We start from the raw sequence: 17,697 nt of genomic DNA, 5'->3' as shown, positions 1-17,697 counted from the left end.
GCTAGCGCGCCTTGGCGGTGGCGAGCGCACGTGAAAAGGCGGTGGCGAAGCTTTCGCGGGAATCGGGGTCGAGAAAGCCGCCGATCGCCACGTTTTGTCCCTGCGCCTCGACCGCCATCCGGGTGATGCCGATTTCGGCGTGACGGGCGACCGAAAAGCGCGCCCAGAACGGGTTGAAGCGGTGCGCTTCCGATTTTCCCGACGGCGCGGTCTTGCGGATATCGAGGCTGGTGCGCGAGATCGACACCTCCTCGCGGGCGCGGGCGGCACGGTAGTTCATGCGGAAGGCAATGTAGACGGCGACAACGTCCAGACCGAAGAAGCCGAAAACCGGCCAGGCGCCGCGCGACAGGAAAAAAGCCCCGGTCACCAGCCAGCCGAATAGCAGCGCGCCCATCAGCACGGCGAAGCCGGTCTTGCCCAGCGACCGGTGCGGGGTCAGCAAGGCGCTGAAGAAGGGTTCGTCTGCCTGGAACGAGGCGTTTGTGTCGTTCATATCTGGATATTATAGGAAGGAAATGGCAAGCCCCAAGTCCAAAGTACCCGCACAATCCGAAAAGAAGCCACTGCCTGGACCGCGCGACGGCTCGAACGCCAAGCCGAGCCCCAGGCCGGCCCGATCCAGAACGCTCTACAGTCCGGCGGAGGTGCACGAGATTTTCCGGCGCTTTGCCGTCCAGCGGCCGGAGCCGAAGGGCGAGCTCGAACATGTAAACCCCTTCACCCTGCTGGTGGCCGTCGTGCTGTCGGCGCAGGCGACCGACGCCGGCGTCAACAAGGCGACGCGGGCGCTCTTCAAAGTCGCCGATACGCCGCGCAAAATGCTGGATCTGGGTGAGGCCAGGGTCGGCGACTATATCAGGACCATCGGTCTGTGGCGCAACAAGGCCAAGAACGTCATCGCGCTGTCGCAGGCATTGATTCGCGATCATGGTGGCGAGGTGCCGGACAGCCGGGACGAACTGGTCAAATTGCCGGGGGTCGGGCGCAAGACCGCCAATGTCGTGCTCAACATGGCCTTCGGCCAGCACACGATGGCCGTCGACACGCACATCTTCCGCATCGGCAACCGCATAGGACTGGCGCCCGGCAAGACGCCCGACCAGGTCGAGCAGGGGCTGTTGAAAATCATTCCCGACGAATATATGCGCCACGCGCATCACTGGCTGATCCTGCATGGCCGCTACGTCTGCAAGGCGCGCAAGCCGGATTGCCCGGCCTGCGTCATCGCCGACCTCTGCAAGGCGCAGGAAAAGACGACCAGCGTGCCGGCGCCGCTGGTCGAGATCGCTCCGCTCGAGGAAGCGAGCGGAATTCAATAAGTTAACTCTCCTCCACAAACACCTCTTCGCGCTTCTTCTTGACCGCGGGCAGGAAGACGATGACGAGCACGGCGAGCGCGATGAGGAGCAGGCCGGCGCTGATCGGTCTCGTCACGAAGGCGCTGGGATCGCCACGCGACAGAATCATGGCCCGGCGGAGATTTTCCTCAAGCAGGGGGCCAAGCACGAAGCCGAGCAGCAGGGGCGCGGGTTCGCAGCGCAGTTTGGTCAGGAGATAGCCGAGGAAGCCGAAAAAGGCGACGGCGTAGAGGTCGTAGACATTGGTGTTGACGCTGTAAACGCCGATCGAGCAGAACGCCATGATGATCGGGAAAAGCACGTAATAGGGGATCGTAAGCAGCTTCACCCAGAGCCCGATCAGCGGCAGGTTCAGGACGATCAGCATCAGGTTGCCGATCCACATGGAGGCGATGATGCCCCAGAAAAGCGCCGGCTGTTCGGTCGCGACATTCGGGCCGGGCACGATGCCCTGGATGATCATCGCGCCGATCATCAGCGCCATGACCGGATTGGCTGGAATGCCGAGCGTCAGCATGGGGATGAAGGAGGTCTGCGCGCCGGCATTGTTGGCCGATTCCGGCCCGGCGACACCTGCGATCGCGCCCTTGCCGAATTCTTCGGGGTTTTTCGATACGCGCTTTTCGACCGTGTAGGAGGCAAAGGCCGCGAGGATCGCGCCGCCTCCCGGCAGGATGCCGAGCGCTGAACCGATGATCGTTCCGCGCACGATGGGCGCCGCCATGCGCCTGAAGTCGTCGCGGGTGGGCATGAGGCCGGAAACCTTTCGGATCATCACCGAGCGCTCATGCTCGTTTTCGAGGTTGCGAAGGATCTCGGCGATGCCGAAGACGCCGACCGCCACGGCGACGAAATTCAGCCCGTCGGCATATTCGGGGATACCGAGCGTGAAGCGCGGCGTGCCGGTGTAGATATCGGTGCCGACAATGCCGAGCAACAGACCGAGCACGACCATCGCCAGCGCCTTGACGATCGAACCGTGCGCAAGCGCGACCGACGAGACGAGGCCGACGACCATCAGCGAAAAATATTCGGCCGCGCCGAATTCCAGCGCGATCGAGGTCAGCGGCGGGGCGAAGATGGCGACGAGGAAGGTCGACACCGTGCCGGCGAAGAACGAACCGATCGCCGCGATCGCGAGTGCCGCGCCGGCGCGGCCGTTCCTGGCCATCTGATAGCCGTCGATCGCCGTGACGGCCGAGGACGATTCGCCGGGCATGTTGATGAGAATGGCCGTGGTCGAGCCGCCATATTGCGCACCGTAATAGATGCCGGCGAGCATGATGAGGGAGGAAACCGGGTCGCCGATCTGAAAGGTGATCGGCAAGAGCATGGCGATGGTCGCGGTGGCGCCAATTCCAGGCAGGACGCCGATCAGCGTGCCAAGAAGGACGCCGATCAGGCAGAAACCAAGGTTCGTCAGCGATGAAGCGGTCGAAAAGCCGAGCGCCAGATTGTCGAGGAGCTCCATGCTCATCTCCTCACAATGGCAGCCACTCAACCAGCCACGGGCCAAAGCGCCGGAACGGAAGGCCGAGTGCGTAGCTGAAGACGAAAAATGCAAACAGGGTCAGGCCAGCCGACAGCACGAACGCGGTCAGCGGTTTCATGCGGCCGCTGGCGAACGATGCGATCAGCGCCGTCAGGAAGATTGACGGAATGAAGCCAAGGCCGCGCACCGTCAGGCCGAAGAAGATCGGAGCGGGAAGGATGAACAGCGAGCCGCGCCACGCAATGTAGCCGATCGGATCGCCCTCGAATCGCACCGCCTGGAAGAGGATGACGAGGCCAAGCAGGATCAGCACGATCGCCAGCACCAGCGGGAAATAGCCCGGCCCCATGCGGAAGGCGGTGCCGATTTCCAGGCCGAGCGACTGCAACGCGAAAAATGCGCCGAAAACGATGAACAGCGCAGCGCATATGCCGTTCGTCCTGTCGATTGCGAAAGCCTTCATGACATTCCTCCCAAGCTGCGGGCGCGCGACGATACCGAAGCGAAAACGGGGCGCCGGCGGCGCCCCGTTCAAAACTCAGTCGGCGTATTGGCCGGCGGCTTCGATGATCGGCTTCCAGCGCGCGATCTCGTTTTCCAGCTTGGCCTTCAGCGCGGCCGGCGTCGCGTCGGCCTCGGGCGACGGCCTGGTGCCGAGCTCGGCGAAGCGGGCGGCGACGTTCTCGTCCTTCAGCGCGACCTGCAGGGATTTCGACAGCCGTTCGGTGATCTCCGCCGGAGTGCCCTTGGGGGCATAAAGACCGTGCCAGATGCTGACCTGCACGTCGGGAAGGCCGGCTTCCGTCGTCGTCGGGACATCGGGCAGCACATCGAGGCGCTCCGGCGAGGTGACGGCGTAGGCCTTGATCGTGCCGCCCTGGATCTGCTTGGTGGTGTTGGTCGTCTGGTCGCACATGATGTCGACCTGGCCGCCGAGGAGATCGGTCATGGCCGGGCCGGTGCCCTTGTAGGGGACGGTGACCAGCGGCGTCTTGATAGCGCTCATGAACAGCATGCCGCAGAGATGCGAGGCAGCACCTATGCCGGCATTGGCTACGGTGACGCTATCCTTGTTGGCCTTGGCGTACTCGACCAATCCCTTCAAATCGGCCGGCTCGAGGTCCTTTCGGCCAACGATGGTCATTGGCACCTCGGTGACGAGGCCGACATATTCGAAGGCGTTCAGCGTGTCGTAGGCGAGCTTTCGGTAGAGTGTGGCACTGGTGGCCATGCCGATGTGATGGAGGAGCAGGGTGTAACCGTCCGGCTCGGCCTTCGCGACGCGGCCAGCGCCCAGCGTGCCACCGGCGCCGCCGACATTCTCGACGATGACCTGCTGGCCGAGATCCTTGGACATGGCTTCCGCGACAAGACGCGTGACCGTGTCGGTCGGGCCGCCGGCCGCAAACGGCACCACGACGGTGATGGTGCGTTCGGGATAGGTTTGCGCGCCTGCGGCGACGGGATAAAGCATGACCGCCACGGCGGCAGCCAGAGCGGCGACAAATCTTCTCATCGTGATTTCCTCCCAGAGCTTAAATCTTCAACCGCTGCGCGGAGTTCTCCTCGACACCGGCTGCACGGGTACAACTAGGGCAGGCTAACAGATTGCAATCGTACTCAAATGGCAAAGTGCTGATATCCGCAACCGTTCTGGCTTGCGATCCATGAGGCGGCCGGACCATCGGAGGAACGACTGCCCCGGCTGGATCGGGGCACGCCAAGCGCGCGCCGTCTGTCTGGAAGATGATCCGTCCTGGCCTGGCCCTTGCACGCGGCCGGTGATTTGCTAGGTGCTTTGCAGGTTTGAGCGAGGGCGACCCATGAACCATCACGACACAAGCGGCGTTCCGGTGATCGAAACGACGCGCGCCGTCCTGCGAGCGCACCGGCTGGAGGATTTCGACGCCTATGTCGCCATGTGGGCCGATCCGGTCGTCACCCGCTTCATCGGCGGCAGGCCGCGCACGCGAGAAGAGAGCTGGATGCGCTTCCTGCGTCACGCCGGGCTCTGGTCGCTGCTCGGCTACGGTTTCTGGGCGATCGAGGACAAGGCGACGGGCCGTTTCGTCGGTGAGGCCGGGTTTCACGACCTCAAGCGCGATATGGAGCCGCCGATAGAGGGCATTCCGGAGGCCGGGTGGGCGCTCGCTCCGGCCGCCCACGGCGCCGGCCTCGCCACCGAGATCGTCAGCCGCGTGCTTGGCTGGGGCGACGAGACCTTCGGACGTAGCAAAACCGTCTGCATCATCGATCCCGAAAACACCGCTTCCTTGAACGTGGCGACGAAGTGCGGCTACCGGGAGGTGGCGCGGACCATCTATCACGAAACCCCGACCATCCTGCTGGAGCGGTTGGCCTGAGCACTCGCCAAGTGCCTAAAGCGCGCGGCGTCGAAACGGATTCATGCGCTGCGCTTAGCTTTCTTGTTTTACGTCGTTCTCCCAAAGCCGAGGTTCCTTTGGGCGGCATGCATTAGCGGTCGTTCCGCAAGGGCGTCGAAATGATCCGAGAACGCCGTCTGCTCCTGATAACCGCGCCGGGACTGGCATTATCCGTTTGCACCGCGGCTTCGCGAGCCGCTTCATCGAGCATCGAGGCATCCTCGCCGAAGGCGCGGGTGGCACGGGCCGCCGCCTCGAGCAGCGGCCGCCGCATGCGCCGCAGGAAGGCCGCGTCGACGCGTGTGCTCGGGCCGGCCAGGGTCAAGGCGCCGAGCAGAACCCGCCCCGGCCCGAACACCGGCGCCGACAGGCCCGCCGTCTGCGGGTCGCGGTCGCCGATAGCGAGGCAGTTGCAAGTCTTGCGGATGGTTTCGTAGGGTTCGCCCGGCTGTCCGGAAAACGCCGCCAGCACACGCCCGCCGGAGCCCACCAGCAACGGCAGGACGTCACCCTCGCGGATCGTATAGCGGATAGGATGCTTGGACTCGACCCGGTAGAGACAGGTGCGCACGTCTCCCGAGCGGACATAGAACGCAACGCTTTCCCAGCTTAGCTCGCAGAGGTCGCGCATGATCGGCAGCAGGATGTCGACCGCCACGACTGACCGCTGATAGAGCGCGCCGAGCCGGAAGCTGGCCGGTCCGATGCGGTAGCGGCCGTCGTCCAGGCGCTCCAGCAATTGTCCGCGCAAAAGCGAATTGGCCAGGCGCAGAATGGTGCTCTTATAGAGGCCGGTTCGGGCCGCGATCTCGGAAAGGCTGAGCGAGCGGTCCGCCGTGGTGAATGCATCGAGGATGGCAATGGCCCGGTCAAGCGCGGCAACACCGTCGGCTGACGCGCTCCGGATTTCGATGCCAGCTGGTTTGCCTGCCGAATTCATTGGTCCCCAGTCGAACAAAGGTCGAGCGGCGCGATTGTGTCGCGCAGCTCAAGCATTCTGTCCAGCAGAATATCGTTCCTGTTGACGGAACGCGGTAAAGTCTGCTTGAACTCAAGCACGGGTCTGGTTTCAGGCGCGTTTTTGGCGGGCACCGGAGGAGGTGTCGTGATTTGGAGGAATCCCATGCTGAACAGACGCAAATTTTTGATGAGCACCGCTGCCGCGGGGGCCGCCGGGCTGGTGGCGTCGCGTCTTTCTCCCGCCTTTGCCCAAGGCACGCCGCAGATCCAGATTTTCGTGCCGGCGGCGCCCGGTGGCGGCTGGGACCAGACCGCGCGCACGATGGACCAGGTGCTGCGCAGCGAGAAGCTGATCTCCGGCTCGCAGATCACCAATGTCGGTGGCGCCGGCGGCACGGTCGGGCTGCCGCAATTCATCAGTCAATGGAACGGCAAGGGCAATTCGCTGATGGTTGGCGGCATGGTCATGGTCGGCGCCATCATCGCCAACAAGGCTGCCAATAATTTGACGCAGGTCACGCCGATCGCCCGGCTCACCGGCGAGTTCGAAGCGCTGGTGGTGCCGGCGGCCTCGCCGTTCAAGACGGCCGCCGACTTCGTCGCCGCGCTTAAAGAGGATCCGACGAAGGTTCCCGTCGCCGGCGGCTCGGCCGGCGGTTCGGACCATATCCTGTTCGGCCTGATCGCCAAGACGGCGGGCGTGCCGGCGACAAACCTGTCCTACGTGCCGTTCGCGGGCGGCGGCGAGGCGCTGTCAGCGCTGCTCGGCAACCAGGTGGCGGCGGGCATTTCCGGCTTTGGCGAGTTCTCCGAACAGGTCAAGGCCGGGGCGCTCAGGCTGCTCGCCATTTCCGCCGACAAGCGGCAGGAGGGCATCGATGCGCCAACGCTGAAGGAAGCCGGCATCGACGTCGAACTGTTCAACTGGCGCGGCGTCTTCGCACCCCCCGGCGTCTCCGATACCGATAAGGCGGCGATGATCACGCTGGTCGAGACCATGGCCAAGAGCGATGCCTGGGCCACGGAATGCAAGAACCGCAACTGGACGCCCATCCTGCTCACCGGCGACGACTATGCGAAGTTCCTTGCCGAGGATACGGCTCGCATCGAAGCCATCCTCAAGGATCTCGGGCTCGCCTGATTTCCCTGAAGGGGGCGGGTCCATGGTCCGCCCTTTTTCCTCCCGCCGTTCGCATGGACATGCGATCCACCGGGGATGAAGATAGGATAAAAGCCGGCTGTGAGACGCCGGCTGTCTTGGGAGGACATTCATGAGCACCAGCGACCAGCAGGCTGCGTCCTCGCGCCTTGCCGTACCCGAACTGCTGATCGGCATCGGGCTTCTGGCCTGTGCCGGGGCGGTCGCCTGGCAGACCTTGGCGATCCCGGTGTCGCCGCTCTACTCCAAGGTCGGCCCGACCGTCTTTCCCTACCTGACCATGTTCGGCCTGGTGGTTCTTTCGCTCCTGCTCATCGTCGCCGCACTGCGCGGCGGCTGGCAGCCGGAAGAGGAAAAGGAGACGCCGACCGACTGGAAGGCGATGGGCTTCGTCGTCATCGGCCTTATCGCCAACCTGCTCCTGATCCAGCCGCTCGGCTTCACCGCGGCATCCGTCATCATGTTCGTTCTGGTCTGCTACGGCTTCGGCAGCCGGCATACGCTGCGCGATGCGCTCACTGGCCTCGTGCTGGCGCTGGCCGCCTATTTCGGCTTCGCCAGGGCGCTCGGCGTCAATATCGGCGCCGGTTTCATCGAGAACCAGCTGAATACGGCAATCGATGCGTTCACCAGCACGCTGAGGGGCTGACGCTATGGAAACGCTAGGCCATCTGGCACACGGTTTCGCCGTCGCCTTCACTCCGGTCAACCTTCTGTGGTGCCTGCTCGGCACCACGCTTGGCACCGCCATCGGCGTGCTGCCCGGCCTCGGACCGGCGCTGACCATCGCGCTGCTGCTGCCGATCACCTACCAGGTTGCGCCGGAGGCCTCCTTCATCCTGTTTGCCGGCATCTATTACGGGGCCATGTATGGCGGCTCGACGACCTCGATCCTGCTCAACACGCCAGGCGAAAGCGCTACCATCGTCACCGCGCTGGAAGGCAACAAGATGGCCCGGTCCGGGCGCGGCGGCGCCGCACTTGCCACCTCGGCGATCGGCTCCTTCGTCGCCGGCACTCTCGGCACGCTGGGCGTCGCCTTCCTGGCGCCTATCGTGGTCAGGTTCGCGCTGGCCTTCGGCCCGGCCGAATATTTCTCGCTGATGGTGCTGGCCTTCATCACGGTTTCGGCGGTGCTCGGCTCGTCCTCGGTGCGCGGCTTGACCAGCCTGTTCGCCGGCTTTGTTATCGGCATGATCGGGGTCGACCTGCAGACCGGCCAGCCGCGCTTCACCTTCGGCATGACCGAACTGCTCGACGGCGTCGACGTCATCATCGCCGCCGTCGGCCTGTTCGCCGTCGGTGAGACGCTCTACATGGCCTCGCGCCGTTATGCTGGCAAGGACGAGATCGTGCCGCTGAAGGGCTCGCTCTATATGACGGCGGCCGAATGGAGGCGCTCGTGGAAGCCCTGGTTGCGCGGCGCCGCGATCGGCTTCCCGATCGGCGCCATGCCGGCCGGCGGCGCCGAGATCCCGACCTTCCTGTCCTATGCCATCGAAAAGAAGCTTTCGAAGCACAAGCAGGAATTCGGCACGGTTGGCGCCATCGAGGGCGTAGCCGGTCCGGAGGCCGCCAACAATGCCTCGGCCGCCGGCGTGCTGGTGCCGATGCTGACGCTCGGGCTGCCGACCTCGGCGACGGCGGCAATCATGCTTTCGGCCTTCCAGAGCTACGGCATCAATCCAGGCCCGCTGCTTCTGACGACACAAGGCAACCTGGTCTGGGGACTGATCGCCAGCCTGTTCATCGCCAACGTCATTCTCGTCATCCTCAATCTGCCGCTGATCGGGCTTTGGGTGCGGCTGCTGAAGATCCCGGCGCCGCAGCTCTATGCCGGCATCCTGGTTTTCGCCACCGTCGGCACCTACGGCATTTCGCAGTCGCCGATCGACCTCGCCATCCTCTATCTCCTGGGTGCTGCCGGCTTCCTGATGCGGCGCTTCGATTTCCCGACCGCGCCCGTCATCATCGGCATGATCCTGGGACCGCTCGCCGAAACTCAATTCCGCCGCGCCATGACGATCTCGAACGGCGACTGGTCGGTGTTCTACAAGCACCCGCTGTCGCTGACCCTGCTGACGCTGGCCTTCATCGGCCTGGTCGGGCCGCATATCTGGGCCTACATCGAACGCCGCCGATTGCGGGGGCCGGAGCATGTGCCGGGCGATGCCTGATCGATTTGAAGTGACATGACAGACCTGCTTTCCGGCATTCGCGTGCTCGACCTGACCAACGTCCTGGCCGGGCCCTACTGCGCCTACCAGTTGGCGCTGCTCGGCGCCGACGTCATCAAGGTCGAGGCGCCGCAAGGCGGCGACCTGGCGCGACAGCTCGGCGGTTCGCCGGAACTCAACCAGGCCGGCATGGGAGCTTCGTTCCTGGCTCAGAATGCCGGCAAACGCTCCGTCGTGCTCGACCTCAAGAAGGAAGCCGAGCGCGAACGCTTCCTCGACCTGGTCGCCAGCGCCGATGCGCTGGTGGAAAACTTCCGCCCCGGCGTCATGGGCCGGCTTGGCCTCGGCTACGAGGCGCTGAAGGCGGTCCGCCCCAACCTTGTCTACTGCGCGATATCGGGCTTCGGCCAGACCGGGCCGATGCGCGACAATCCGGCCTATGACCAGATCATCCAAGGCCTTTCGGGCATTATGAGCATCACCGGCACGCCGGAGACGGCACCCTTGCGGGTCGGCTATCCCGTCGCCGACACGCTGGGCGGACTGGTCGGGGCCTTCGCCATCGTCTCGGCGCTGGTAAGGCAGAAGACGAGCGGCGAGGGTGCTTTTCTCGACGTGTCGATGCTTGAATGCACATTGTCGGCGCTTGGCTGGCCGGTTTCCAACTATCTGACGGCCGGGGTCGATCCCAAGCCGATGGGCAATGAGAACATGACGGCGGCACCGTCGGGCGCCTTTCGCACCGGCGACGGTCTGCTCAACATCGCCGCCAACAAGCAGGAGCAGTTCGTAACGCTTTGCCGGCTTATCGAACGGCCGGAGCTGGCGTCGGATCCACGCTTTGCCGAGCGCGAGACGCGCAAGCGGAACCGTGCGGCGCTGAAGATCGAGATCGAGGGGGCCCTGGCGAATGGCCCGGCGGCTGCGTGGGAAGAAAAACTGAACCGCGCCGGGGTGCCGGCGGGCAGGGTGCTGACGATCCCGCAAGTGCTGGCCGAACCGCAGGTGCTGGAGCGCCAGATGACCAGGGCTTTCGACGGCGTGGCTGACATGGAGAGACCGCTGACGGTTCTGCGCGGCGGCTTCATGGTCGATGGTACGGCTCCATTGCCGGCTTCCCCGCCACCGGCCCTGGGCGAGCACATGGACGAGGTTTTCGCCGGCCTGTCGCCGCGAGCGAAGACAAAGGCACTCACATGAGCGAGCAAAAGACGATATGAGTGAGCAAAAGACGGGCCGCGAGCGTGCAGAGGAGTGGTGGCAGACCGGCATCATCGAAATGCGGCCCGGCGTCATCCGGCTGCGCGGCTATGAAATCCAGGACCTGATCGGCCGCGTCAGCTTCCCGGCTGTCATCTGGCTGATGCTGCGCGGCGAATTGCCCAGCGAGGAACAGGCCGCGCTGCTCGGCATTGCGCTGGGCGCCGCAGTCGACCACGGGCCGCAGGCGCCGTCGATCGCTATCGCCCGCATGGCGGCGACCTGCGGTGTCGGCATCAACAGCGCCATGGCTTCGGCCATCAACGTGCTTGGCGACGTCCATGGCGGCGCCGGCGAGCAGGCGCTTGCCTTCTATGGCGACATTGCCGCGGCGCTCGATGGCGGCACGACGCTGAAAGAGGCTGTCTCGGGGCGGCTTGATCGGTTCTTTGCCGGGGAAAAGGGCTACGTGCCGGGGCTGGGCCATCGCTTCCATCCGGTCGACCCGCGCGCGCCGCGCCTGATGGAACTGACTCGGGAGTTTGCCGCGCGCGGCGTGATCCATGGCCGCTTCGCCGATATCGCCGAGGCGATCGAGGCGGAGGTCGCGCGGCGCAAGGGCAAAAAGATACCGCTCAACATCGATGGCGCGACCGCCGTCATTTACGGCGAGCTCGGCTTTCCGCCACCGCTGACGCGCGGGCTTTTCGTGCTGTCGCGCTCGGTCGGCATCCTGGCGCATGCCTGGGAACAATCCCAGCAAGCCGAGCGGAACAAAGGTCCGCTGCCACGCGAATGGCTGTGGGCCTATACCGGTACGCCGGTGCGATCGCTCCCCGAAGAGGACGGCGCCGGGGCGTGAGGCCTTTACGTAGGGCCGATTTGTGCCGGCTGGGGAAGCTTCAAGGTCCTTACCAGCGTCGAAAGTTCGGGTTCGTCGATGAGCATGGCCGCATCGGCCGGCGCCAGCCAGGCCCGTTGCCGCCGTTTGGCTTCCTGCCAGTCGGCAAGCTCTTGCGTTACTTCCAACAGATAGACGATCACATCGACGCGCACGAAACGGTTGGCCAGCCGCTTCCAATAGGAATAGGTGCCCGCCGGCTGCTTCAGGGTCTTGCCGAGTACGCCCGCTTCTTCCTGCGCCTCGATGGTGGCCGCCTTGCGTCCGCTCTTGCCTTTCATCGGCCAGCCCTTGGGTACGATGAAGCGCCTGGTGGTGCGCGAGGTGACCAGCATGACCTCGATGTCGCCGCGCTGGTCCAGCCGAAAAGGGATAGCCGCGACCTGGCGGATCGTCTCGCCCTTCTTGGCCTTGCGCACGGCCTTTTTCTTGGTGGCTGCCATTCGAAAATCCAGTCGGTGCAGTGCCCATACCGTGACGCGGTGTCGTTACAAAACCCAAACTGCCGCAAGGGCACCTGAACGCCCCTACCATGTAAGTCGGCTAAATAAAAGAGAAGCCCGCCTCAGCGGCAGGTGCTTACGGCGGTGTTGCCGATTATCTGCGTCTGGCAGTTCGGCCTGACCCGCGGCACGATGGGCGGGGGCTGTTGCACGATCACCCGGTCCTGAGCCCGATTCTGTTGCTGCTGCTGCTGAAACTGCTGCCGCTGGACACGGTTTTGCAAGGCCTGCAGATCGTTCTGCTGGATCAACGCGTTGTTGTCGACGGAGGGAATGAGCACCTGCGCGGAAGCAGGCAGACGGATGCCCGCCAGCGTCGCGGCTGCCAATGCCGCCGTCATGAAAACCGTTGATGGCCGAAGCGCCAACATCTGCTCATTCCCGCACAAACAAAGTTCACTCTACATATAGTGCGTTTGTCCCCTCGTGCCACGCCAGAGTGCCGATTAACAGGAAATCGCGTGATCGCGCCCCCTTCGCGGCGGAGGAGAATCTGCCCCGCCGCCCGCATCGCACTTGACGGAAGCGATCGATTCGCCGCTCTATCGGGCTGACGCCGGCCTCGAATTCCATGGCGTCAACGGCGTCGGCATGTCCGTCGGATGTAACGGCGCCTTCGAGGAAACGGTCAAACAGAACGCCGACAGTGCGTCCTTCAGGGTCAGCTTCCAGCTGGCTCAGGGATGGAGCCGGGCAAAAGGGGTCCTTATGAGGAAGCATGCGTATCTGCTGGCGATGCTGGCGGCTGCCTGCATCGCCGGTCTTCCGGCCACGGCGGCGCAGACAAAAGGCGACAAAGCGGCGGCCGCGCCCGCCGCCAACCAGCCACAGCTGCCCGGCGGCGCATCGGCCTTGTCCGAAACCCACGGCGACTGGGCGGTCAACTGCCAGATATCGGGCGCGGCCAAGGCATGCAGCCTGTCACACCAGCAGTTCAACAAGCAAAGCAACCAGCGTCTGCTGGCGATAGAGTTGTCGAGCAAGACGGGCGAAGACGCGACCGGCACGCTCGCTTTGCCGTTCGGCCTGGCGCTCGCCAAGGGCGTCAGCCTGACGATCGACGACCAGAAGCTGGACGGCAGCCTGCAGTTCAACACTTGCCAGGCTGTCGGCTGCCTGGTGCCGGTGGCGTTCGGTGCCAATGTCGTCCCCGTGCTCAAGGCGGGCACCACCTTGAAGGTCGATGCCTTCGCGGCGGATACGGGGCAAGCGGTTAGCTTCTCCATTCCGCTCAATGGCTTCGGCAGTGCGCTTGCACGGACCGCGGAGCTTCTTGCCGACTAACACGTTCAGCGTTCGATAGAATCGCCAGCCCGCGCTAAACCTTTGTTTTTGCGGAATTCCGACGATCCAGCTCGTCAAACCACGATCGTTTTCAGCCGTTCTGCGATCAGGGTGGCGAGCCGGGCCGCGACTTCGTCCTTGCTCATCTCGGGCCATTCCTCGACGCCGGCCTTCGAGACGATGCGAACACGGTTGCGGTCGCCGCCCATCACGCCGGATGGACCGACGCCGCTGGTCTGCGACACGTCGTTGGCGACAATGAAGTCGGCGCCCTTCTTCCTCAGCTTGGCTTCGGCGTTGCGCAAAAGGTCCTGCGTCTCGGCGGCGAAGCCGACCACCAGCGCCGGCCGCCGCTTGTGATGCCCGACGCCCGCAAGGATGTCGGGGTTCTCGACCATGCGCAGCACCGGCGGGCCTTCGCCCGGTGCCTTCTTGATCTTCTCGCCGGCCGGGCTGTCGGTGCGCCAATCGGCGACGGCGGCGACGAACACCGCCGCATCGGCGGGCAGAAGCTGTTCCACGGCATCGCGCATCTCCTGCGCCCGCTCGATATGGCTGGTTTTCACCCCAGCCGGATCGGCGATGCTGACGGGACCGGAGACCAGCCTCACGTCGGCGCCGAGCCTGGCCAATGCCGCCGCTATGGCATGGCCCTGCTTTCCCGACGATCGGTTGGCGATGTAGCGAACGGGGTCGATCGGCTCGTGCGTCGGGCCAGACGTGACGATGATCTTCTTGCCGGCCAGCGGCTTGGGTCCGGTATCGAGCAGCGCCTCGATGGCGGCGACGATCTCCAGCGGCTCGGCCATGCGGCCTTCGCCAGCCTCGTTGCTCTCGGCCATCTCGCCTTTGGCGGGGCCAACGAAGGTGATGCCATCCTTGTGCAGCGCCGCACGGTTGCGCCGCGTCGCCGGATGCGCCCACATTCTGGGGTTCATGGCCGGCGCCATCAGCACCGGCTTGTCGGTGGCCAGGAGCACGGTGGAGGCAAGATCATTGGCGTGGCCGTTGGCGAGCTTGGCCATCAGGTCGGCGGTGGCGGGCGCCACGACCAGCAGATCGGCCTCGCGCGACAGCCTGATATGGCCGACATCGTGCTCGTCATTGCGATCGAAGAGATCGGTAAAGACATGGTCTGCCGAGATCGCACCGGCCGACAGCGTGGTGACGAATTCCCGCGCAGCCGACGTCATGACCACGCGCACCGCGGCACCCCTTTCACGCAGACGGCGGATCAGGTCGAGTGCCTTGTAGGCGGCGATGCCGCCGCCGATGATGAGCAGGATGCGCTTGCCGGAGAGGGTCATGGAGGACCAGAGATCATCAGCGAGTTTCTTCTGATCAAAATCTACTTTTTGCAGCTGCCGGCCGAATTCGAGGATCTCCTCCGCCGTAACGAAATCCTTGGCACCTTTGAAGGTGGGCGCCACTTCCTTGAGCAGCAGACTTCTTGCCTCCTGCTCCATCGACACACCATGACGGGCAGCCCGCTCGCGCAGTCTTTGTTTCAAATCCTCGTCGAGATTGCGAATGGTCAGGGTACCCATGGCTAACTTTGCCTCCCTGCCATTGGTTGAACCTTGGCCTCGTCCTTGAATGTCAGGCGTCCACCATCGAAGCCTTTCGTGGTCGGAAGCCCCACTGATGCCGCGAGCACATCCCGCGCCTCCTGCTCCATGGAAACGCCGCGCGCAGCACCGCGTTCACGCAATCGGTGCATGACATGATCTTCCAGATTCCGGACAGTAATCCTGGCCATAGTCGCACTCCCTGCGCACAATATAGCTATCCCGTCTTTCGACTGCAATGACCGCATTGCTGTCATTGCAGTCACTCAGAGCAGCTTCCAGGCTATATAGACCAGCGCCAGGGCTATCACCCACAGCGCCACGCGGCCGGAGCGGTTGTAGCGCGCTTCGGCCTTTCCGATGGCGCGGGCCGTCGCCTCGTCGAAGCGCAGGCCATGCTCGGCCATCAGGTCGATCTCGCGCGACAGCCGCTCGGTGCGCGCTGCCAACTCGGGGGCTTGGCGGATCAGCGTCAGCATCGCCTTGCCGCCGTCGCGGGCGTCGGCCAGCAGGCCGCTTGGCCCGAGATTTCCTGATATCCAGCCGCTGACCACGGGTTCGGCGGTCTTCCACATGTTGAAGGCCGGATCGAGCGTGCGCGCCACGCCCTCGACCACCACCATGGTTTTCTGCAGGAGGATCAGTTCGGGCCGCGTCGCCATGTCGAAGAGTTCGGTCACCTCGAACAGCAGCGTCAGAAGCTTGGCCATGGAAATGGTCTCGGCCGGCTGGCCATGGATCGGCTCGCCGATGGCGCGGATCGCCTGGGCGAAGGCCGCGACATTGTGCTGGCGCGGCACGTAGCCGGCCTCGAAATGAACCTCGGCGACGCGCAGATAGTCGCGCGTGATGAAGCCGTAGAGGATTTCGGCGAGGAACCGGCGCTCCTTCTTGCCGAGCCTGCCGGCAATGCCGAGATCGACCGCGACGATCGTGCCATCAGCCTCGACGAACAGGTTGCCCGGATGCATGTCGGCGTGAAAGAAGCCGTCGCGCAGCGTATGGCGCAAGAACGACTGGATGAGGTTGGCCGCGATTGCCCTCCAGATCGTGTCCAGCGGCGGCGAGTCCGGCGATGTCGTTCATCTTGATGCCGTCGACCCATTCCATGGTCAGCACGTCGCGGCCGGTACGCTCCCAGTCGACGGAAGGGACGCGAAAGCCCGGATCCTCCCTGGTGCTTTGACCAAGTTCGGAAAGCGCGGCCGCCTCGAGGCGCAGGTCCATCTCGATCTTGGTGGTCTGCGCCAGCGTCTCGGTCACCTCCACGGGCCGCAGCCGGCGTGAGGAGGGGATGTATTTCTCCTGCAGGCGGGCGGCGAGGAAATAGCTTTCGAGATCCTGGAAGAAGCGGCGGCGCACGCCCGGCCGGATCACCTTGACCGCTACCTTGCTGGCGACGCCGCCATCGACGGTTTCAGCGGCATGGACCTGGGCGATGGAGGCCGCGGCGACCGGGTCGCCGAACCGCGTGTAGAGGTCGCCGAGCTTGCGCCCGAGCGAGCCCTCGATGGCCGCCACCGCCTCGGCCGTCGGGAAGGTGTGCATCTTGTCCTGCAGCATGGCGAGATCGAGCGCCATGTCGTTGCCGACGACATCGGGTCGTGTCGCAAGAAACTGGCCAAGCTTGACATAGGACGGCCCGAGCCGGACCACCGCCTTGGCCAGCCGATCGCTGCGCTCATAGGCGAGCGCGCGGCGGCGGGTAAACAGCCGCGCCAGCCGCCAGCCCAATTTCGGCAGGCCGGACAGTTCCTCGCCGGGCAAAGCGGCGACGACGCCCTCGCGCACAAGCACCCAGCCGGCCCGCATGAGCCGAAATCCAGCGCTGACGGTGCTCATGCCCGGGCCTGCCTCAAAGTTTCCAGCCCGAATGAAGCGCGGCGATGCCGCCGGAATAGTTGCGGAACGAGACCCGATCGAAGCCCGCGCGGGTTATCATGGAAGCAAAATTCGCCTGGTTGGGGAATTTCGCGATCGACTCGACGAGATAGGAATAAGGCTCGCCATCGCCGGTGACGGCCTTGCCGATCTTCGGAATGGCCTTGAACGACCAGGCCTCGTAGACCCTGTCGAGCAACGGCATCTCGACCTCGGAAAATTCCAGGCACAGGAACCGCCCGCCCGGCTTCAGCACGCGCAACGCTTCGGTGAGAGCGACGTCGATCCTGGGGACGTTGCGGATGCCGAAAGCGATGGTGTAGGCGTCGAAGGTGGCGTCCGCGAACGGCAGCTCCTCGGCATTGGCTTCGACGAAGTCGGTGTTGCCGGACATGCCTTTCTTTTGCGCCCTGTCGCGACCGACGGCGAGCATCGAGCCGTTGATGTCGAGCACGGTGGCATGAGCATGCCCATGGCTGGCATCGACGACGCGAAAGGCGATGTCGCCGGTGCCGCCGGCGACATCGAGCACGCGCCAGCCCGGCCGCTTCGGCGGATTGAGCCAGGTTACCATGGCATCCTTCCACAGCCGGTGCAGGCCGCCCGACATCAGGTCGTTCATCCGGTCGTAGCGGTTGGCGACCTTGTGGAAAACATCGTTGACCAGGGGCTGCTTGTCGCCTGCCCCTACACGCTTGAAACCATAGGAGGTTTCCATGCCGCCGGCGGCCGTGGTTCTCTCAACTGACATTTTTTTGATCCGTCATAAAACCGGCGGGACCATAGCCGATCGATGGTGCGGGCGCTATTGTTTAAGGCGCGGTGTT

At 64.4% G+C, this 17,697-nt stretch carries 18 protein-coding genes and 1 pseudogene; 8 read left to right on the top strand and 11 right to left on the bottom strand.

Features of this window, described 5'->3' with window-relative positions; translation table 11 throughout:
- Window position 1: 1 nt before the first annotated feature.
- Window positions 2-496, bottom strand: a complete 495-nt coding sequence (locus ACIU1A_RS23395) for a DUF2244 domain-containing protein (protein WP_140879539.1) — start codon at window positions 494-496, stop codon at window positions 2-4.
- 22 nt (window positions 497-518) lie between these two features.
- Here ACIU1A_RS23395 and nth point away from each other — a divergent pair, with 22 nt between their 5' ends.
- Window positions 519-1,322 carry an endonuclease III gene (nth, locus tag ACIU1A_RS23390; RefSeq protein WP_404925396.1) on the top strand — a complete coding sequence of 268 codons (804 nt, stop codon included), beginning with the start codon at window positions 519-521 and terminating at the stop codon, window positions 1,320-1,322.
- Window position 1,323: 1 nt separating this feature from the next.
- Here the strand turns inward: nth and ACIU1A_RS23385 are convergent, their stop codons facing one another.
- From ACIU1A_RS23385 to ACIU1A_RS23375, 3 genes are all read right to left on the bottom strand, one after another.
- On the bottom strand, window positions 1,324-2,832 hold the full coding sequence (locus ACIU1A_RS23385; RefSeq protein ID WP_140513750.1) for a tripartite tricarboxylate transporter permease: 1,509 nt from the start codon (window positions 2,830-2,832) through the stop codon (window positions 1,324-1,326).
- A 10-nt stretch (window positions 2,833-2,842) separates the two neighbouring features.
- A complete protein-coding gene (locus ACIU1A_RS23380) occupies window positions 2,843-3,316 on the bottom strand; it encodes a tripartite tricarboxylate transporter TctB family protein (RefSeq protein ID WP_404925395.1) in 474 nt (157 codons plus the stop codon).
- A gap of 75 nt (window positions 3,317-3,391) precedes the next feature.
- Window positions 3,392-4,369 (bottom strand): tripartite tricarboxylate transporter substrate-binding protein, encoded by a 978-nt coding sequence (locus ACIU1A_RS23375; RefSeq protein ID WP_404925394.1) that lies wholly within the window; start codon window positions 4,367-4,369, stop codon window positions 3,392-3,394.
- Window positions 4,370-4,676: 307 nt separating this feature from the next.
- Between ACIU1A_RS23375 and ACIU1A_RS23370 the strand changes: the two genes are divergently transcribed.
- Window positions 4,677-5,216, top strand: coding sequence for a GNAT family N-acetyltransferase (locus tag ACIU1A_RS23370; protein WP_404925393.1), 540 nt, complete (start codon window positions 4,677-4,679; stop codon window positions 5,214-5,216).
- A 112-nt stretch (window positions 5,217-5,328) separates the two neighbouring features.
- Here the strand turns inward: ACIU1A_RS23370 and ACIU1A_RS23365 are convergent, their stop codons facing one another.
- The gene (locus ACIU1A_RS23365) at window positions 5,329-6,177 is read right to left on the bottom strand and encodes an IclR family transcriptional regulator (RefSeq protein ID WP_404925392.1); all 849 of its coding nucleotides are present in this window, start codon (window positions 6,175-6,177) and stop codon (window positions 5,329-5,331) included.
- 183 nt (window positions 6,178-6,360) lie between these two features.
- On the opposite strand from ACIU1A_RS23365, the gene ACIU1A_RS23360 reads away from it, so the two are divergent.
- The 5 genes from ACIU1A_RS23360 to ACIU1A_RS23340 all read left to right on the top strand — a co-directional run bounded on the left by ACIU1A_RS23360 (window position 6,361) and on the right by ACIU1A_RS23340 (window position 11,595).
- A complete protein-coding gene (locus ACIU1A_RS23360) occupies window positions 6,361-7,338 on the top strand; it encodes a tripartite tricarboxylate transporter substrate binding protein (RefSeq protein WP_140513746.1) in 978 nt (325 codons plus the stop codon).
- 130 nt (window positions 7,339-7,468) lie between these two features.
- Window positions 7,469-8,005, top strand: coding sequence for a tripartite tricarboxylate transporter TctB family protein (locus tag ACIU1A_RS23355; RefSeq protein ID WP_404925391.1), 537 nt, complete (start codon window positions 7,469-7,471; stop codon window positions 8,003-8,005).
- A gap of 4 nt (window positions 8,006-8,009) precedes the next feature.
- The gene (locus ACIU1A_RS23350; protein ID WP_140556474.1) at window positions 8,010-9,533 is read left to right on the top strand and encodes a tripartite tricarboxylate transporter permease; all 1,524 of its coding nucleotides are present in this window, start codon (window positions 8,010-8,012) and stop codon (window positions 9,531-9,533) included.
- Window positions 9,534-9,548: 15 nt separating this feature from the next.
- The gene (locus tag ACIU1A_RS23345; protein WP_140560258.1) at window positions 9,549-10,733 is read left to right on the top strand and encodes a CaiB/BaiF CoA-transferase family protein; all 1,185 of its coding nucleotides are present in this window, start codon (window positions 9,549-9,551) and stop codon (window positions 10,731-10,733) included.
- 16 nt (window positions 10,734-10,749) lie between these two features.
- A complete protein-coding gene (locus ACIU1A_RS23340; protein WP_404925390.1) occupies window positions 10,750-11,595 on the top strand; it encodes a citryl-CoA lyase in 846 nt (281 codons plus the stop codon).
- Window positions 11,596-11,600: 5 nt separating this feature from the next.
- On the opposite strand, the gene ACIU1A_RS23335 is transcribed toward ACIU1A_RS23340, so the two are convergent.
- Window positions 11,601-12,077 carry an NUDIX hydrolase gene (locus ACIU1A_RS23335; RefSeq protein WP_140496381.1) on the bottom strand — a complete coding sequence of 159 codons (477 nt, stop codon included), beginning with the start codon at window positions 12,075-12,077 and terminating at the stop codon, window positions 11,601-11,603.
- 122 nt (window positions 12,078-12,199) lie between these two features.
- Complete coding sequence (locus ACIU1A_RS23330; RefSeq protein WP_140496379.1) at window positions 12,200-12,508, bottom strand: hypothetical protein; 309 nt, start codon at window positions 12,506-12,508, stop codon at window positions 12,200-12,202.
- A gap of 145 nt (window positions 12,509-12,653) precedes the next feature.
- Between ACIU1A_RS23330 and ACIU1A_RS23325 the strand changes: the two genes are divergently transcribed.
- The gene (locus ACIU1A_RS23325; protein ID WP_404925389.1) at window positions 12,654-13,421 is read left to right on the top strand and encodes an invasion associated locus B family protein; all 768 of its coding nucleotides are present in this window, start codon (window positions 12,654-12,656) and stop codon (window positions 13,419-13,421) included.
- 74 nt (window positions 13,422-13,495) lie between these two features.
- On the opposite strand, the gene coaBC is transcribed toward ACIU1A_RS23325, so the two are convergent.
- The 4 genes and pseudogenes from coaBC to ubiE form a co-directional block, all read right to left on the bottom strand.
- Window positions 13,496-14,968 carry a bifunctional phosphopantothenoylcysteine decarboxylase/phosphopantothenate--cysteine ligase CoaBC gene (coaBC, locus tag ACIU1A_RS23320; protein WP_404925388.1) on the bottom strand — a complete coding sequence of 491 codons (1,473 nt, stop codon included), beginning with the start codon at window positions 14,966-14,968 and terminating at the stop codon, window positions 13,496-13,498.
- A gap of 2 nt (window positions 14,969-14,970) precedes the next feature.
- Window positions 14,971-15,180: a FitA-like ribbon-helix-helix domain-containing protein gene (locus tag ACIU1A_RS23315; RefSeq protein WP_404925387.1), complete on the bottom strand. Its 210-nt coding sequence runs from the start codon at window positions 15,178-15,180 to the stop codon at window positions 14,971-14,973.
- Between the two features lie 75 nt (window positions 15,181-15,255).
- Window positions 15,256-16,831 (bottom strand): annotated as a pseudogene (gene ubiB / locus ACIU1A_RS23310) (2-polyprenylphenol 6-hydroxylase).
- A 13-nt stretch (window positions 16,832-16,844) separates the two neighbouring features.
- The gene (gene ubiE / locus ACIU1A_RS23305; RefSeq protein ID WP_404925386.1) at window positions 16,845-17,621 is read right to left on the bottom strand and encodes a bifunctional demethylmenaquinone methyltransferase/2-methoxy-6-polyprenyl-1,4-benzoquinol methylase UbiE; all 777 of its coding nucleotides are present in this window, start codon (window positions 17,619-17,621) and stop codon (window positions 16,845-16,847) included.
- Window positions 17,622-17,697: the final 76 nt, after the last annotated feature.

It is taken from the genome of Mesorhizobium maamorense (genome assembly GCF_044998965.1).
Classification (GTDB): domain Bacteria; phylum Pseudomonadota; class Alphaproteobacteria; order Rhizobiales; family Rhizobiaceae; genus Mesorhizobium.
Note: the sequence above shows the minus strand (reverse complement) of the source record. Positions and strands in the feature narration are given on the sequence as shown.

What these genes read in the sequence shown, in the direction of transcription:
- ACIU1A_RS23395 (WP_140879539.1), bottom strand. Translation starts at nt 496, where the DNA reads ATGAACGACACAAACGCCTCGTTCCAGGCAGACGAACCCTTCTTCAGC.
- nth (WP_404925396.1), top strand. Translation starts at nt 519, where the DNA reads ATGGCAAGCCCCAAGTCCAAAGTACCCGCACAATCCGAAAAGAAGCCA.
- ACIU1A_RS23385 (WP_140513750.1), bottom strand. Translation starts at nt 2,832, where the DNA reads ATGGAGCTCCTCGACAATCTGGCGCTCGGCTTTTCGACCGCTTCATCG.
- ACIU1A_RS23380 (WP_404925395.1), bottom strand. Translation starts at nt 3,316, where the DNA reads ATGAAGGCTTTCGCAATCGACAGGACGAACGGCATATGCGCTGCGCTG.
- ACIU1A_RS23375 (WP_404925394.1), bottom strand. Translation starts at nt 4,369, where the DNA reads ATGAGAAGATTTGTCGCCGCTCTGGCTGCCGCCGTGGCGGTCATGCTT.
- ACIU1A_RS23370 (WP_404925393.1), top strand. Translation starts at nt 4,677, where the DNA reads ATGAACCATCACGACACAAGCGGCGTTCCGGTGATCGAAACGACGCGC.
- ACIU1A_RS23365 (WP_404925392.1), bottom strand. Translation starts at nt 6,177, where the DNA reads ATGAATTCGGCAGGCAAACCAGCTGGCATCGAAATCCGGAGCGCGTCA.
- ACIU1A_RS23360 (WP_140513746.1), top strand. Translation starts at nt 6,361, where the DNA reads ATGCTGAACAGACGCAAATTTTTGATGAGCACCGCTGCCGCGGGGGCC.
- ACIU1A_RS23355 (WP_404925391.1), top strand. Translation starts at nt 7,469, where the DNA reads ATGAGCACCAGCGACCAGCAGGCTGCGTCCTCGCGCCTTGCCGTACCC.
- ACIU1A_RS23350 (WP_140556474.1), top strand. Translation starts at nt 8,010, where the DNA reads ATGGAAACGCTAGGCCATCTGGCACACGGTTTCGCCGTCGCCTTCACT.
- ACIU1A_RS23345 (WP_140560258.1), top strand. Translation starts at nt 9,549, where the DNA reads ATGACAGACCTGCTTTCCGGCATTCGCGTGCTCGACCTGACCAACGTC.
- ACIU1A_RS23340 (WP_404925390.1), top strand. Translation starts at nt 10,750, where the DNA reads ATGAGTGAGCAAAAGACGGGCCGCGAGCGTGCAGAGGAGTGGTGGCAG.
- ACIU1A_RS23335 (WP_140496381.1), bottom strand. Translation starts at nt 12,077, where the DNA reads ATGGCAGCCACCAAGAAAAAGGCCGTGCGCAAGGCCAAGAAGGGCGAG.
- ACIU1A_RS23330 (WP_140496379.1), bottom strand. Translation starts at nt 12,508, where the DNA reads ATGTTGGCGCTTCGGCCATCAACGGTTTTCATGACGGCGGCATTGGCA.
- coaBC (WP_404925388.1), bottom strand. Translation starts at nt 14,968, where the DNA reads ATGGGTACCCTGACCATTCGCAATCTCGACGAGGATTTGAAACAAAGA.
- ACIU1A_RS23315 (WP_404925387.1), bottom strand. Translation starts at nt 15,180, where the DNA reads ATGGCCAGGATTACTGTCCGGAATCTGGAAGATCATGTCATGCACCGA.
- ubiE (WP_404925386.1), bottom strand. Translation starts at nt 17,621, where the DNA reads ATGTCAGTTGAGAGAACCACGGCCGCCGGCGGCATGGAAACCTCCTAT.